This is a genomic window from Chryseolinea soli (assembly GCF_003589925.1).
Lineage (GTDB): Bacteria > Bacteroidota > Bacteroidia > Cytophagales > Cyclobacteriaceae > Chryseolinea > Chryseolinea soli.
In genome coordinates this window covers 4,052,934-4,069,324 of sequence record NZ_CP032382.1, presented here as the reverse complement: position 1 = coordinate 4,069,324, position 16,391 = coordinate 4,052,934, and the positions used below count along the sequence as shown (strand labels likewise).

The 16,391-nt window shown below is 48.2% G+C and carries 12 protein-coding genes; 6 read left to right on the top strand and 6 right to left on the bottom strand.

The features are described from left to right. Positions 1–161: 161 nt before the first annotated feature. Genes D4L85_RS17380 through tsaD form a run of 4 tightly spaced genes read right to left on the bottom strand, consistent with a single transcriptional unit; the run spans position 162 to position 2,868 of the window. Complete coding sequence (locus D4L85_RS17380; protein WP_119755494.1) at positions 162–953, bottom strand: C40 family peptidase; 792 nt, start codon at positions 951–953, stop codon at positions 162–164. A gap of 25 nt (positions 954–978) precedes the next feature. Next, positions 979–1,443 carry an SsrA-binding protein SmpB gene (smpB, locus tag D4L85_RS17375; RefSeq protein ID WP_119755493.1) on the bottom strand — a complete coding sequence of 155 codons (465 nt, stop codon included), beginning with the start codon at positions 1,441–1,443 and terminating at the stop codon, positions 979–981. Between the two features lie 10 nt (positions 1,444–1,453). Next, positions 1,454–1,855, bottom strand: coding sequence for a thioesterase family protein (locus D4L85_RS17370; protein WP_119755492.1), 402 nt, complete (start codon positions 1,853–1,855; stop codon positions 1,454–1,456). 8 nt (positions 1,856–1,863) lie between these two features. Continuing rightward, entirely contained in the window at positions 1,864–2,868 is a 1,005-nt protein-coding gene (gene tsaD / locus D4L85_RS17365; RefSeq protein ID WP_119755491.1) for a tRNA (adenosine(37)-N6)-threonylcarbamoyltransferase complex transferase subunit TsaD, read from the bottom strand. A gap of 10 nt (positions 2,869–2,878) precedes the next feature. Here tsaD and D4L85_RS17360 point away from each other — a divergent pair, with 10 nt between their 5' ends. The 4 genes from D4L85_RS17360 to D4L85_RS17345 all read left to right on the top strand — a co-directional run bounded on the left by D4L85_RS17360 (position 2,879) and on the right by D4L85_RS17345 (position 9,453). Continuing rightward, entirely contained in the window at positions 2,879–7,447 is a 4,569-nt protein-coding gene (locus D4L85_RS17360) for a translocation/assembly module TamB domain-containing protein (RefSeq protein ID WP_119755490.1), read from the top strand. Next, entirely contained in the window at positions 7,434–8,312 is an 879-nt protein-coding gene (locus D4L85_RS17355) for a DUF2279 domain-containing protein (RefSeq protein ID WP_119755489.1), read from the top strand. Before D4L85_RS17360 ends, D4L85_RS17355 begins: the two co-directional genes overlap by 14 nt. A 105-nt stretch (positions 8,313–8,417) precedes the next feature. Then, on the top strand, positions 8,418–8,816 hold the full coding sequence (locus D4L85_RS17350; protein ID WP_119755488.1) for a type III secretion system chaperone family protein: 399 nt from the start codon (positions 8,418–8,420) through the stop codon (positions 8,814–8,816). Positions 8,817–9,066: 250 nt separating this feature from the next. Further along, positions 9,067–9,453, top strand: coding sequence for a DUF4878 domain-containing protein (locus tag D4L85_RS17345; protein WP_119755487.1), 387 nt, complete (start codon positions 9,067–9,069; stop codon positions 9,451–9,453). A 209-nt stretch (positions 9,454–9,662) separates the two neighbouring features. Here D4L85_RS17345 and D4L85_RS17340 read toward each other — a convergent pair whose 3' ends face one another. Then, positions 9,663–10,556, bottom strand: coding sequence for a hypothetical protein (locus D4L85_RS17340; RefSeq protein WP_119755486.1), 894 nt, complete (start codon positions 10,554–10,556; stop codon positions 9,663–9,665). After that, a complete protein-coding gene (locus D4L85_RS17335) occupies positions 10,553–10,882 on the bottom strand; it encodes a hypothetical protein (protein WP_119755485.1) in 330 nt (109 codons plus the stop codon). The genes D4L85_RS17340 and D4L85_RS17335 overlap by 4 nt, the downstream gene beginning before the upstream one ends. A 761-nt stretch (positions 10,883–11,643) precedes the next feature. Here D4L85_RS17335 and D4L85_RS17330 point away from each other — a divergent pair. Beyond that, complete coding sequence (locus D4L85_RS17330) at positions 11,644–12,351, top strand: hypothetical protein (RefSeq protein WP_119755484.1); 708 nt, start codon at positions 11,644–11,646, stop codon at positions 12,349–12,351. Positions 12,352–12,529: 178 nt separating this feature from the next. Further along, positions 12,530–16,372: a hypothetical protein gene (locus D4L85_RS17325; protein WP_119755483.1), complete on the top strand. Its 3,843-nt coding sequence runs from the start codon at positions 12,530–12,532 to the stop codon at positions 16,370–16,372. Positions 16,373–16,391: the final 19 nt, after the last annotated feature.

Sequence of the window (16,391 nt, the reverse complement as noted above, 5' to 3'; positions counted from 1 at the left end):
GTGTGTTTTACGTTGTTTCGCGATGGTAAGATAAAACCAATCTAGCTACCAAACAACGCGCCCACGCGAAGTTTAACCCGCAAACAACCGGATTACACCGCAAATGGAAGGTACCTGCCGGTGAACGTCACGGCAAACTACTTGGGCTGCCCCATGCCCGCTTAATCGGCGAGAATGCGGCGGAGGTGCGAGAACTGGTGGGTGTAGATCTTTGTCTCCAGGTTCAGGATGCCTTCGTCGTTGAGATGGTCTATCCGCACGCGCCCCGAGGCATGGATGATCTTGTCTTCTTCCAGCAAAATACCGACGTGGTGGATCTTGTCTTCCTTGTTCTTAAAAAAGACCAGGTCGCCGGGCCGGCTTTCGCCGAATTGTTTTATCGACTTGCCCTGGTTGGCTTGCTGGCCGCTGTCGCGGAAAAGGCGGAAGCCGCAGATCTTGAAGACCATTTGTACTAAGCCGGAACAGTCTATGCCGAAAGGGCTTTTGCCACCCCACTGGTAGGGGGCGTTCAGGTATTTCAGGGCCGCGCTTCGCATGAATTCGAACTCGCGCTTTTGTCCCAGGTTCTTGGCCTCGCCGTTGAAGGCAAACTGCTCCTCCATTTTGAAAAGCTCCGAGCTGGAGATGGGGATCATGCTGCCCATCAGGATGATCTGCGGACTCTTGTTGTAGAGGATGCTGGTGGTGATGTCGGTGGTGATCTTGAACTCGGCACGGTTCAGGTACTCGAAGTAGTCGTGCGAGATGGTGTGATGTTGGCGGGCGTCGATCCAGCCTTCGTATTGATCGAAGTGGACGCGGATGCGGATCCATTTTTTATCGTCGGCCTGCGAGAGCACTTCATAGTGGTCGCCAAAGAGAAGCTGTGTCACCTGTTCCGACTGGTCGGCGGCTCCAGCACGTACGGGCACAACACTGAGACGGCACACGCCATAATCCTGAATTTCCATGTATCGAGAGAGTCTACGTTTGTCCTTATTTGAGCTTCAGGCGGTTCAGTTCGCGTTTGGCGTCCCGTTCCCTGATGTTGTCGCGCTTATCGTGCATTTTCTTTCCTTTGGCCACGGCGAACTCCAATTTCGCCAGGCCACGATCATTAATAAACAGCCGGGTAGGGACAAGTGTTAATCCCTTTTCCTCGACTTTGCCTTCCAGTTTTTTCAATTCCGACCGCTTCAGCAGCAATTTGCGTTCGCGGGTCGCTTCGTGATTATAGTGTGTGCCCTGGGCATAGGGCGTTATGTTTATGCCTTTCACAAACATTTCGTTGTTGCTAAGGTAGCAATATCCGTCCTGAAGATTGGCTTTGCCTTCGCGAATGGATTTTATTTCTGTTCCGGTCAAAACCATACCGGCCACGTATTTGTCCATCAACTCGTACTCGAAGCCGGCTTGCCGGTTCCTGATATTGATATCGTTGGAGAATCTCGATTTCTTCATTTTCTTTTGTTTACGCCGGGCGCTCTTCCTTCCGGAACAACGCCGCGATCTTGTCGCGTTTCAGGATCTTTTGTCCTGTTTCGCCGGTGGCTATTAAACGGCTGCCTACCCTGGCCTCGTATGTACACACCAGTTCATTACCCTGCAACAAGCTAATGGTGCCGGTGAAAACAATCTCCTCGCCTTCAAAAGCAGGACCTTTGTGACGGATGCTCAATTCGGTCCCTATCCCCTCCTCGTCCTCGTCGCGCATCTGCAATACAAACTGGCGCGTGGTCCATTCGGCGTCGCGCGCCAGGGCAAAAGTAGCATAGACCGGGTGCACCACCTCGCCATGAAAGGCAGCCACGTCGGCCGCGGCGACGACTTTCCGGTATTGCAAGGTATCGCCAATCTTAAAAAGGTTCTTCATCCGGGGTGTTAAATGGGCATGCGGGCCAGGGGCGTTACATCCAGCGCGCTGAATTCTCCTTTTAAAAATTTATAGTGTGCCGCCATGGCGATCATGCCGGCATTGTCGGTGCAATATTCAAACGCCGGAATAAAAATACGCCAACCTTTCTGTTCTCCCACCGCTTTTAGCGAATTCCGCAGCCCCGAATTGGCCGACACGCCCCCGGCAATGGCGATGTCGCGGATGCCGGTTTGTTCGCTGGCCTGTATGAGCCTCGTCAGCAGCATGTTCACCAGGTGCTGTTGCAGGCTGGCGCTGATGTCGGCCACGTTTTCCTCCACGAAGTTGGGGTTCTTCAGCTTCTCGTCGCGCAGGAAGTACAGGAACTGGGTTTTGATGCCGCTAAAGGAGAAGTCCAGGCCCGGCATGCTGGTTTGGGAGAACTTGTACGCGTTTGCATTGCCCTGTTGGGCATACTTGTCGATCAGGGGGCCGCCGGGATACGGCAAGCCCATAATCTTGGCGGCCTTGTCGAACGCCTCGCCCACGGCATCGTCCTGGGTTTGGCCGATCACCTCCATGTCCAGGTAGTCTTTCACCAGCACGATCTGGGTATGGCCCCCGCTCACGGTGAGACACAGGAACGGGAAGCTGGGTTGGGATGGTCCTATAAAGTGGGCCAACACGTGGGCCTGCATGTGGTTCACTTCGATCAGGGGAATGTCCAACGCCAGGGCGAGCCCCTTGGCAAAGGAAACGCCCACCAGCAGGGAGCCCATCAAGCCCGGCCCGCGGGTGAAGGCCACTGCATCGAGATCCGTTTTGGTAAGGCCCGATTTTTGGAGTGCTTCGTCCACCACGGCCACGATGTTTTGCTGGTGCGCACGCGAGGCCAGCTCGGGCACTACACCACCGTATTTTTGGTGCACTGCCTGGGTGGCGATAATATTATTAAGTACCTTGCCGTTTGTTATAACGGAGGCGGATGTCTCATCGCACGAAGATTCGATGGCAAGGATAACGGGACGCATATGTTGACAAATGAACTTGCAAGGTATCAAAAATAGGATAAAGAAAATACTGGCCTACACCGTCACGGCCGTCCTTTTCTTTGTCATCTCCGCCTTCCTGATCCTGCAAATGCCCCCGGTGCAAAACTACCTCATCGGCCGGTTCCTGGCCGACTTCACCAAGATGACCGGGTTCAAGACCACCATCGAGAACTTTCACATGCTGTGGTTCGACCGGTTGGAGTTGGAAAACGTGTCGGTCTACGATCCGGCCGGCAACAAAATGATCGGCGCCAAGCAGATCCTTATCAACTTCAAGCTGAGCCAGCTCATCGAAAAGAAGAACGTCAACATCGACGGCATCTATCTCGATAGTGCGCACGTGTACCTCACCAAAATAAACGAGTCCGACACGTCGCGCGACCTGAACATCAACGTGTTCATCGCCAACATCAACGCCCACTATGCCGGCAGTGGCGGCAATGGCAAATCGCCCAAAATCAACATCGGCGAAGCCTTTGTGAATGCCAGCCAGTTCACCTACGTGAACCAGGACCGCGACAGCATCAAATACGGATTTGACTACAACCACTTCTCGCTGGGCGTGGACGAAGGTCAGCTGGATGGCTTTTTTATTTTGGGCGATACCACGGAGTTCAAACTCCAGACCCTCATCGCTCAAGACCTGGAAAGCAAGTTTACGGTGAAACAGATCTCTACCTATTTCCGCATTTGTCAGACCTCGATGGAGTTTTTGAACGTCAATTTGCAGACGGGTCGAAGTACGGTGTCCGACACGGTGATCTTCTCCTATAAGCAACTGCGCGACCTGAATGATGTCACCGAAAAAGCAAAGCTCCACGCCAACCTGAGCAACACGCTCATCGATCCACGAGATCTTGCGCTGTTTATGCCGGGGGTGGAAAAGATCGAACAGCCCTTCCACCTCGACGGCGTGTTCAACGGGCGCATCAACAAGTTCAAGTTCACCGAGATGAAAGTGGACATCGGCAAGTCACATCTGGCCGGATCGCTGGACATGGACGGACTTCCCAACATCATGGAAACGTTCATGATCGTGAACCTGAAAAATTCCGTGGTGGACCCACACGATCTCCGGTTCCTGTTTAACGACGACACCTACCACCGCATCCTTCCCCTGGGAAGGCTCGTCATGGATGGACAATTCCTGGGCTACCCCAACGACTTTGTGGCCAAGGGACAATTCTCCAGCCACCTGGGCGACATCACGTCCGACATCAACTTTAAAGTGAACGAAGACGACATCGATCTATCGGTCTACAGCGGCCGGCTTTCGCTGAATAAATTCAAGCTGGGCACCTATTTGAACGACACCGTGACGTTCCAGACCGTGAGCATGAACGGCCAGGTGCACGGCAAAGGCATGTCGCAACACTCGGCCGATTTCAAATTAGACGGAAGGGTTTACCAGATCGGATTTAAAGGCTACAACTATACCAACATACAAACCAACGCCCGCTTTGCGGCCGAACGCTTTAACGGTTTTGTGGAAATCGACGACCCGAACTTGCAGATCCGCGCCCGCGGCTCAGTGGATTTGCGCGAAGGTAAAAACCAAATCAACGTGCAGGCCGTGCTGGACACAGCCTACTTGCACAAGCTGAAGCTCACCCGCGACAGCATCTTCCTCCACGCCAACTTCGTGGCCGACATCCAGGGACTCACGCTGGACTCGCTGCGGGGCCAGGCCGACCTCAGTGACTTCCAAATCGACTACAACCACGAGTCGTTGCACCTCGACACGATCCACCTCAATGCCCAGCGCGACAAACGCCAACGTTCCGTGCTGATCGAAACTTCGCTGGCAAACGCTGAAGTGAAGGGGGATTATTATTTCAGTGATCTGTATCGCGATATTCAAACCTTATCAAAAGAAATTTCGCTCAACATCAAAAACAACGACAAGGTGCGGTCGGCCTATTACCGGGCGAAGACCTATAAACCTAAAACCTACCAGGCGAAGATCAACGTAAAATTAAAAGACATCCGGCCCTTGGTGCCGTTGCTCCGATTGGACATGGACCTGTCGCGAAACACTGTGATCGAAGGAACGTTCACCAGCGGGTATACGACGATCTTCCAGGCTTATACCCGTTTCGATTCGTTGAAATATAACAAGATGCTGTTCCTGCATTCGGATGTGGACCTCACCGCTTCGAAGATCGCCGACAGCACGAGCATCCTGGCCATGACCACCATCAATTCGCAGCGCCAGGAGCTAAATAAAAATCTTAAAACCAAGAACCTGTTGTTTGAAGGCATCTGGAACAAGAGCCACATCGATTTTGGACTGGACATGGACCAGGAAGGACAAAGCAACAACGTGCGACTGAAAGGTGCCGTGGACTTTTTGCTGGACAGCACACGGCTTTCGATGAGCCCATCAGTGGTGAAGCTATTGGAACGTGAATGGCATTTTGTACCAAACAACTATGTGATGGTGAAAGACAAGGATTGGTCCTTTCACAATCTGGCGCTGGTCAACGAAGAACAGTCCATTGACTTGAACGGAAAGTTATCCGAAGACGCTTCCAAGCTTTTGTCGCTCCGCGTGGACAAACTCGATCTTTCCCTGTTGAATGCGCTCACCGACAAACAATTTACGGGCGTGATGGACGCCGAGGTGGACATGAGTAATTTCTACCGGAACCCATCGCTGCAAAACAGCATCAGCATCCGCGACCTCACCATCAACAAGTTCCTCATCGGCGACATCACCGGCCGCAACCAGTGGGACACGACACAAAATAAATTCGACATCAACCTGTTCATCGACCGCCTGGACAACCGCATCCTCAATGTTGCCGGCGACTACACGCCCTCGCGGGCTCACTCGCCCCTCAACATCAAGGCATCGCTGGAAAATGCCAACCTGAAAATTGTGGAGCCTTTCCTGGAAGACATTTTCAGCAACATCGGCGGCACGATCACCGGCGACTTCATGATCACCGGTCAACTGGAAGCCCCCCAGATCGAGGGCGAAGGCACCATGCACGAGGGGCAGATCATGATCAACTACCTGAAGACCCTCTACGCCATGTCGGGACACATCGGCCTGACACCGACATCGATCTATTTCAAAGACATCGAGCTGACGGACGCTTTCAAAAACAAAAGCCACCTGCATGGTGCCATCAAACACCACGACTTCAACAGCATGTCCATCGACCTGGATGGCACGTTCAAAAACTTCCAGGTGCTCAACACCACGGCAAAAGACAACAGCCTGTTCTACGGCCAGGCCTATGCGACGGGGGACCTCAACATTACGGGACCGCTCTCGAACCTGAAGATCACCTCGTCGGCGCGCACCGAAAAGAACACGAAGACCTACATTCCCATCGGCGGCACCTCGTCGACCGACCAAAAAGAGTTTATCAACTTTGTAAACTTCACCGACACCACGTTCATCAAAACGATCGAGAAGCACGTGAGCAAGAAAGTAAACCTCACCGGCCTCACGTTCGACCTGAACCTGGACGTGACACCGGATGCCTACTGCGAGATCATCTTCGACATGAAAGCGGGCGACATCATCCGCGGCCGCGGCAAGGGCGATCTGCACATGCTCATGGACACGAAAGGTGACTTCAACATGTATGGTCCGTTCGAGTTCACGGAGGGCTGGTATAACTTCACGCTCTACGACATCATCAACAAAGAATTCGACATCCAGAAAGGCAGCCGCATCACGTGGTTTGGCGATCCTTACCAGGCCGTGATGGACATCAACGCATCGTATAACCAGTTGGCCTCGCTGATGCCGATCGTGAACGATCCCACCATTGCCAACACACCCCAGTTGAAAAGAAAATATCCCGTGCAGGTGTTGCTGGCACTGACGGGGCCCATGCTGTCGCCCCTCATCAACTTCGACATCGTGGCCAAAGACCTGCCCACCAACGTGACCACCGAGAGCGGCTCGGTAAATCTGCAGCTCCAATTCACAGCCTTCAAGAACAAGCTCGACGAACAGGAACTGAAGCGCCAGGTGTTCAGCCTCATCGTGCTGCGCCGCTTCTCGCCGCCGGATGCATTCAACACCAGCGGTACCGTGGTGAGCAGCTTGAGCGAATTGCTGTCGAACCAGCTCAGCTACTGGATGAGCCAGGTGGACGAAAACCTTGAGATCGATGTGGACATTGCCTCCATGGACCAGGAGTCGTTCAACACCTTCCAACTTCGTTTCTCCTACACCTTCATGAACGGCCGCCTGCGCGTGACGGGCGACGGTACGTTCAACAACACGAACGGCCAGGCCACGGCCGGCAATCAACCCAATCCATCCAATGTGGCGGGTGACTGGACCGTTGACTACAAACTGACGGCCGACGGCAAGCTGCGCGTAAAAATGTATAGCCGCACCAACGTGAACCCTATCCTCGCGTCCGTGAACACCCAAACGGCGATGACCACCGGCGCCAGCCTCATCCATACCCAAAGCTTTGACGAATTGCGGGACCTGTTCCGTTCCTCGCGCAAGCAGAAGAAAAAAGATCAGGAAGATGCCGCCACCCTCAACAAGGACGCCATAAAACCCGAAGATGGTACGGAATAGTATAAGTCTCCTCTTGCTGCTCCTCATCTTCACCCTGTCGCAAGCCCAGGTGGCCGACTCTACGCAGGTAAACAAAAAGAGACTTCGAAGTTTTGTGATCGGCTCCACCGTGGGCTATGGCATCACGCTGGCGGGATTGAATGAACTGTGGTATAAGAACTCCGGTCACCAATCGTTTCGATTCTTTAACGACGACGATGAGTGGAAACAAGTGGACAAAACGGGGCATTTCCTTTCGGCTTTCTATCTCAGTTACGGCACCTCGCGGGCCTTGCAATGGTGCAACGTGAAGCCAAAAAAGTCGGACCTCGTCGGCGCCCTTGTAGGGTTTGGGGTGATGGTGCCCATCGAGATCTTTGACGGCTTCTCGCAAGCCTATGGCGCCTCCGCCGGCGACCTGGTGGCCGATGCCGCCGGGGCAGCCTTTTTCCTGGGCCAGGCCCGCCTCTGGAAAGAACCCCGCATCTTTCCCAAATTCTCCTTCCACCGGACCGACTACGCCCCCCTTCGCCCCAACACGCTGGGCGACGGCATGCCGGGCGAGATCCTGAAAGACTACAACGGGCAAACCTATTGGCTCTCGGTGGACATGGACAAATTCATCCGCTTCCCACGCTGGCTCAATATTGTGGTGGGCCATGGCGCCGAGGGCATGGTGTATGCGCGCGTGAACGAGAACATCGCCGCCGGCTATCCCGCCCCCTACCGCCAGTTCTACCTGGGGCTGGACTTTGATTTGCGGGCGATCAAGTCGCGGTCCAAAGTGGTGAATACCCTCATTTTCGTTGCCAATATGATCAAGCTGCCCGCGCCTACCTTTGAGTTCTCCTCCAAGGGTACCCGTTTTCATGCATTTTACTTCTAAGGAAACACAGCGTTTACCGTAAAGCGCGGTAAAATTAATGTTCCCACGCCTTCAGGATGCGCTTCAATTTTCCTATCTTCCTTGGCACTTTAAATACAGAGCCAAATGAACATCATGAATTATGTTCAGCAATACGCTGAACAGATCGGCGGTCAGTTCACAGACTACGATCATTCGAAATCAGTAGTGGTTGTTCCCCTCAATGGCAGCCGCTACCAGACCGTGTTGGCCATCACCCAAACCAGCGCCGTTTCCGGTCGCGACCAAGCTGTTTTCACCTCCAAGGTCTGCGAGTTTGCGCCCAACATCGACCTGAAAAATTTACTGGAGCAAAACGCCAACTTCGATTTCAGCAAGTTTGTGCTGGAGGAAGGTTATTTGAAAGTGGAAGCTTCTTGCCTTGCCGCCAGTGTGTCGCAGGAGCAGATCAAGGAGATGATCCAGGAAGTGGCGCAGTTGGCAGATCATTATGAGTTGAAATTAACGGGGAAGGATATTCACTGATCTTTACTTTCCAATTTCTTCCGGATTGTTTTTTTTGCAGAGGCCGAAAGTCTTTGCTGTAATTTTTTTTGTGCCTGGCCGCGCATGTTCTGGCACGGATCTGCGTCCTTCCACCAAGCACCTTTCACGCTGATGATTCTTCACCGGCAACATTGACCATGCATCCTGCGTTTCTGCATGTTCGTCTTATTTTTCATGGCTTTTTTCCCGGCACAACGGCATCGCAAGACAAAACCTCTATTTTTGGCGCATGAGATATTTGCTACGAATACTGACCATCACCACTGCGTTCGCCCTGTTATCATGCGGGAGCGATTCACCAGAAGAAACCGTGAAACAGTTCTTAAAGAACGTTGACAATTTTGAATATGATAAAGCTGAGGCATGCGTTACCGACCATTACCGGGAATCCCTTGACAACATAAAAAAAGCGTCAGCCGAGTGGAGTGAGAGTAAAAAACAGACGTACAAAAAACTAAGCAAGGCTTATAACGTTCTCTTAAAGGAAAAAACCGATTCAACGGCCTCAGTTTTTGTCGGCTTGGACGGTGACAGCGGCATGCCCTTGAGAACGATGTTCTTCTTGAAGAAAAGAGATGGAAAATGGTTGATCGACCAAACCGAGGAACAGTTTTAACCAACCTTGAACCGCCTCCGCGTTGCTTATTGTTCGGAACACAATGTGCTATATAATATCTATCAGTCTAGTACCTTCCCAGCCGCCAGCTACATCGTTGACTTACGTCGCATCATCGTCGTATATGCGCCGGGTATCGCCTGTTTAACATGAACAGCGCAAGCGTCAGTAGGTATAAAACAAAATCACTGGGAACATCACAAATGCCTTCATCTGAGTTGCTCTTCCGGCACGGGTAGATAGAAGATTGGTTTTCTCTTTTTCGCGGCGGCAACCGCCTGGTTTCTCAATGTCTTGGCAAATCGTTCGACACGAACCTCTAATGCGTCGACTTCCTTATTATAGCGGCTGATAAATGTTTTGGGGCTCGGATAATATTTGTGAACCAGGTGCAAGTATTCCTTTTTACTCCATTTATACTCTAAATCGTACTTAGCATTAATGGTGATTGTCTTGTTAATCTTCCGAAGACCGTTGACGACGCTTTGATATTCCCTTTCAACCGCCTTGTTCCCGAATTTACTTTCGTAAAAGAGGAGCGCTTGGCTAACGTTCATGATTTTTTTGAAGAAATTCAGATCGAACTCCGCTTTTCTAAATTTGCTGACCGACAGATTCCATGAATTTTCCTGCAGCCCTGTTCGTTCGAAAAAGTTTTCCAAATATTTGATCCGGTTACGATTTGTTTGACCGTTATAGTGGAGATTCAATTTATCCTGGAGTTCGGAATACCCGCCTGACACAAACTGCTCAACAAGTTGCAGCGAATCTAAATAGGTTTCCTTATACGGTTGCAACGCCACGACGAGTTCATGAAGTTCTCCATTATCGGCAGAATAAGTGTTGTTCCACGATGCCCATACCGGCTTTAGCGCATCTCGTGAGCTTTGAATGATACGAATAGCCTTGCCAACTGCAATTTTTGCCGAGAACAAAGGATTGCCATCACGTATTTCGTCTCCGTTTCCATACTCATTTTTCACCCAATCCTTCAACGCGATTTTCGAGAGGCCTTGGATTGAACTTCGCCAGAATTCCTGGTTGGTTCTATATATCCCTTCCGCTTTTAGAAATTTTTTGAAATCAGCGTTATACTCCATCATACTCTCTCTTTAGGCCTTATGATAAAAGCAATTCCCAAACGGACCTCCAAGTCCACGCGTTCCCTATAGCTTTTTGGAAATGACTTAATGAACGGCTTACCCATTTCTTTAACGCATATTCCACCATTTTGTGACGCCTGCTCTATGCATTTATGACACTGCTGAAAACCCAGTGTCCGCATCAAGCGATCTTTTTTTGACAATTTAGCCTCCAGGCTATCCAATAGCGATTTCCCTTCGTCATAATATAAGGCTTCCATTTGAGACCAGGATTCCGATTCTTCTAAGGCGACACCCTGCGCCTGAAATCTTCCACGATGATTCATTTTATTTAACGGCTAACATTTATCCAAATATAAAAATTTGTTCCATCAAACAGCACATTCCGGACAAATGCGCGAACACCGCGGGACACGCCTTGTGCATCGCCGGTACAGCCGTGATTCCTCTGCTGCATAACGTGTGTACTGTCGACACAGATGCCAATCCTCCGTAGCACGATGTGTACACTGCCGACACAAGCTCGAATCCCTCAGTAACACGATGCGTATACTATTGACACAGACGCAAATCTTCCGTGGCACGATGCGTATACCGCTGACATCGACATGAATCTTCTGTGGCACGACACGTATGCTGTTGACACAGGCATGAATCTTCTTTGACACGAAGCGTATACTGTTGACACAAACGCGAATCCTCTGGTACACGACGCGAACATTGGGCAACCCGGGCGTGATTTTGGCACACATGTTCTCGTTCACCAACGATATATCGTTGGTGCGACGAAATATCGTTGGCAACTCGCGGTATACCAAACTGCAAGGGATGGTAACCCCAGTAGTTTTTTTGGGGTTTTGATGACGTTAATAAAAATATCTTGATGTCATGTTTTTCCGTGATGCGGTGATCGCTTGCGCATTTGAATGCGGAAAAAATAAAATGGCGATGTACTGAATCCTTGCAGTATGACGATGCGATGATCACCCAACCTAAAACTGGCCCGCCGCTTGCAAAAGGCGTTGGCAAGCGCGCCGGTACCGGCGGGCAGGTTTAAATTTTAAAAAATACATTTTATCTAGTTGTTATGAAGGGAAGTTCGAACATGTCTTTTGCAGCGAGGCTGCAGAAAGCAATCGATGTGTTGACATTATTAATGGGATTCACCGGCTTCAATCCTCCACCGGACTACAGCCTCGTCAAGTTTCAGGAACTGATCACGGCCGTTACCAACGCCAATAACGATTTGCAAGCCAAAGTGCAGGCCTATCGTCAGGCGGTGGTGACACGCGCCACCATGTTTAAGCAATATGCAGACTCGGTCATTCTCAGACCTGTCAAACTCCGTGGCGCAGTGGTCGCCGCCTACGGAAGAAACTCACACCAGGACAATATGGTGAGCGACCTCATCCGCCGCCTGCGGCTCACCCGGATCGTCATCACACCGCCCGATCCCCAAACCGAGGCGGCCGAAAAGAAGGTGATCATCTCCGACCGCGGCTATGGCGCCATGCTCGGTCACTATCGCAACATCGTGGAGGCCATCAAAACGTTTCCCGACTGGGACACGAAGATGCCCGACATGACCATCGCCATCCTCGAAAAAGCGCTGAACGACACCCTGGCCGCCAACACCGCCGTGATGGATGCCTTCGGCGCCCGCTCGGCCGCCCTCAAGAATCGCAAGGATCTTTATTTGAAACTTCGGGATTTCGTTATACGGATGAAGGGATATGTGAAGAGCAAGTACGGACCTGGAAGAGAAGACAATCTCATTAAGTCAGTGAAGATATAGTCTTCGCCCTATCGAAACAGCAGGGCTGCGGTACCGCAGTGCCTGCTGTTTTTGTTTTAGAGAGTTTGCGTTTGTTATTTGAAAATTTTACTTTAGTAACGGTTCCTTGACCCACCTGATCCAATCTGATCGCTAGCCCACCTGGAATCTCCGTTTCAAATATTTCCTACAACAGATCATGAAGATTACAATATTCTTTTCCTGGCAATCTAGAACCAGCACAAAGTTCAATAAGAACTTTATCTTCGATTGTATCGAAAAAGCCGCAAAAAAATTAGAGAAGAACCCTGATCTAAAAGAAATAAACTTTGAAGTTCAGGAAGGTGTTCGAGGTGAGCCCGGTTCCCCAGAAGTCGCATCCAAGATTTCAGAAAGGATTCAAGAGTGTGATATATTTATTGCTGATCTCTCCGTCGTGAATTTCATCAGCCCACTGAAACAATTCATTAGAAAGATAATCAATGATAAATTCAAACCACATCAAAATAACAATGTGATTAATGAATATGGAATGGCATCGAGTGCAATTGGGTATAATCGAATCATTGGAATACTGAACAAACACTTTGGATCTCCAAAGGACAATCCAGAAAATATCCCTTTTGACCTAAGGCACGTTCGATTTCCGATCGAATACAACTATTCCAAAAACACCAAAAACAACGAAAAGACAAAAGCTAACTTAATTAATGAACTAGCGAACGCAATTCACGCAAGTGCAATCTTCGCTCTAAAGGAGCGCGACAAAAAACATAGTCCATTTATAGTTTGGAGAGATTGGGAAAAAACCATTTCAACGAAAGAAAGGTTTATCTCAAACGAAAGAATAAAAAGCATTTCAGAACAAGTATTGGACGGACTAAAACAGCCACAAAAGACCATTCGAATCCTCGGATTATCAGGGATAGGAAAAACTAGAATTCTATTGGAAATGTTCAGGCCAAGCGGCGATGAGGCAACAACATTGTTATCAAGCAGAGTTCTATACTTAAATCTCAATCTCTTTCCCAATGCCGACTACCAAAACATTTGGCTGAAACTGTCGTCGGAAAACGAAAACCACATCCTTATTCTGGACAACTGCTCGAGTCGCGTCCATAGAAACCTGCTTAATTTCACAAACATGGCTGACAATAAGCTGTTTGTAATTTCCATTGACTCAAATCCTGAGGAACTTTTCGACGATCAGATCAATGGCGTGAATTACATACACATTCAGAAAGACCAACTGACATCTGTTGTTGAAGATATCCTAACAAGAGATTTCAGCAACCTCGAGAAAGAAAACATTGAAAAAATTAGAGAATTCTCACAAGGGATTCCCTTGATGGCCGTACTTCTAGGCAACAGCGTAAAAGATGGGGAAGAGTTTATCGGAAAATTAAATGACAAAGAACTTCTGGATAAACTCTTGGGTCAAATTGGTCAAGAGGAAAAAAACCGCAATATTCTCAAATCTTGCTCAATTTTTAGCAACGTTGGCTTCGATGATGATCTATCATCACAACTTGAATTTATAGCAACCTGCAAACTTATTACGCCCATCGACGGTGACGACAATGTTCTAGTTAATAAATTCAACGAGGTTTGCCAGTATTACCTAAAGAGAGAAATTTTTGAAAGAAAAGGGCGCTATATTAGTCTACGTCCCTTCCCGCTCGCCATCTCCCTCGCACGAGAATGGCTTTCCTCATGCACGCCAAAACGTCTCATAGAAGTAATTGCAGAGATAGCCAAATTATCCGAACCAGATAGGGGAAATTTATCAGAACATATGGCCGAACAAATGAAGTATCTGGGCTATGATGACAAGGCAATGAAAATAGTTGAGGCTATAACCGGGCCAGATAGCCCTTTTGACGACGCGGAAGTCTTAAATACTGAGCTTGGTTCACGTTTCTTCCGCTCATTTGTTGAAGTGAACCCTGTCTCGATATCTAACAACCTTGCCAGAGTCTTCGGCAGGAAATCGATCGACGACTTACTGAATATTACAGATGGAAGAAGGAATCTCGTGTGGGTTTTAGAGAAATTATGCTTTGACAAAAGAACATTCAGTGACAGTATAAAAATACTATACGCCTTTGCGGTAGCTGAAAATGAATCTTGGGCAAACAATTCAACCGGACAGTTTTTGCAATTATTTAATATATATCTTTCCGGCACTGAGGTTACGCTATCTGAAAGATGGAAAATTATCGAATGGGGTATGCTACGAGCTGACTCTAGATATTTCGGTCTTGCTATTAGTGCTATGAGGACAGGACTAAATTTTAACTATTTTTCCAGAGGCGGCGACGCAGGAAAGCAAGGCACCAGAGTGCTTTATGACAACGAGCCTTCAACCGAAGAAATCGAAAACTACTGGAATCTGATCCTAAGTAAGCTCGTCGAAATAATAAAAAATAACAAGGAATTTTCGGAACGTGCGAGTGAAGCCATATCACACAACATTCGATCGATTGTTAGGGCAAATTTAGGAACCATATTGATACCCTATCTTCGAACCGTTTCAGAATTCAAAGACCATCAATGGGAAGAAGGCCTTCAGGTTCTAAGGCTAGCAAAAAAATTCGATAAGGCTTGGATGGATGAACAATTACTAAAAGACGTCACCGATTTGATTCAGTCACTCATAAAAACAGACTTTGTTTCTCGATACAAAACCTTGGCAAGATCATATTACTTAGATAGCGGAGATGAGGATTACTCAAACGAACAAGTAATCGATGCAATGGTCGGTCTGGCTGAAGAATTTATCACTTCTTCAATCTCATGGGAGGAAACTATTCCGCACTTTTACACAGGAAATCAAGTCTTCTCTTTTTACTTTGGCAAAAAGTTATTTGACTTACTAAAAACCGACGAAACTAAACAAAATCAATTTATAACGCTGTCCCTCGACGTCCTATCTCAATCTATAAAAGAAGAAATAAATGTCAGCGTCCTAGAAGGATTTGTCTTTGATTCGCCAAATCATGTAAAGGAATTATTATACGAAAACCTGTTCAAATCCAGTACAATAAATTACCTATTGTTCAATTTTCTTTCCAGCGATATAAATGGAAAAAAATACTACAAGTTACTTTTTAGACTTGTGGACAACAATCAATGTGAACTTTCCGAGTTTTATAGGCTTGATCATGGAAATTCTCTTAAACAGTTAAATTTTCAGGAACTCGAATCACTTAGTGAAATTTTCTTCAATTATGGAGACGAAGGCTTTGAGATTGTCTTTAATCTCTTCTTTGATCTTGCCTATGGAGATGACGAAAAAAAAAAGGCACTTTCTCCAATTTATAAGCAGTGCATTTTTAGACTTGGCGTGCGCAAAACAGAACGGCGTCGATTAGACAACTTCAAATGGACCCGGGCCATATCAAACATCCTTTCGAATAGAAATGAATCGGATTTTGCACTTTTTATTAATAACTCTACAATATCCTCAATTACATGGAAAAACACTTATAACATTGATCATGAGATACAGAGTGTCTATGATTCATTAATTCACAATCATTTTTCAACAATTTGGAATGATCTATCAGAAGCATTACTTTCAGAAGGCGATAGCTATATTAAATTCTATGGATTAAAATACGTTCTCGGCTCGCATATCGGTGGAGTTCGTAGATCTGTAGGCATTCTTTTTTCTGGTGATCTTCAATCAATCTTTGCATGGGCTTGGAAAAAAAGACCTCTTGCTCCCGCAAGACTAGCTCTATTAGTGCCCATCTTTGCAAATGACAACAATAAGTATAATGAATGGCATCCTATTGCTTTCAAACTTCTAAATGAGTTCGGAGAAATTGAAGAAGTCCTGCAGAACTTAGGCTCGAACATGGGTACATATTCCTGGAGCGGATCTATTGTACCTTTGCTAGAAGGAAAAAAAGAGTTATTTAATACGATAAGCAATCACGAAAAGGAAACAGTCCGGAACTGGGCTAACTCACACCTTATTTATTTAGAAAGCCAAATCAAACTCGAAAAGAATCGTGATGCGGAATCTTTTATTTAAAGAAAGCATACTAAAATCG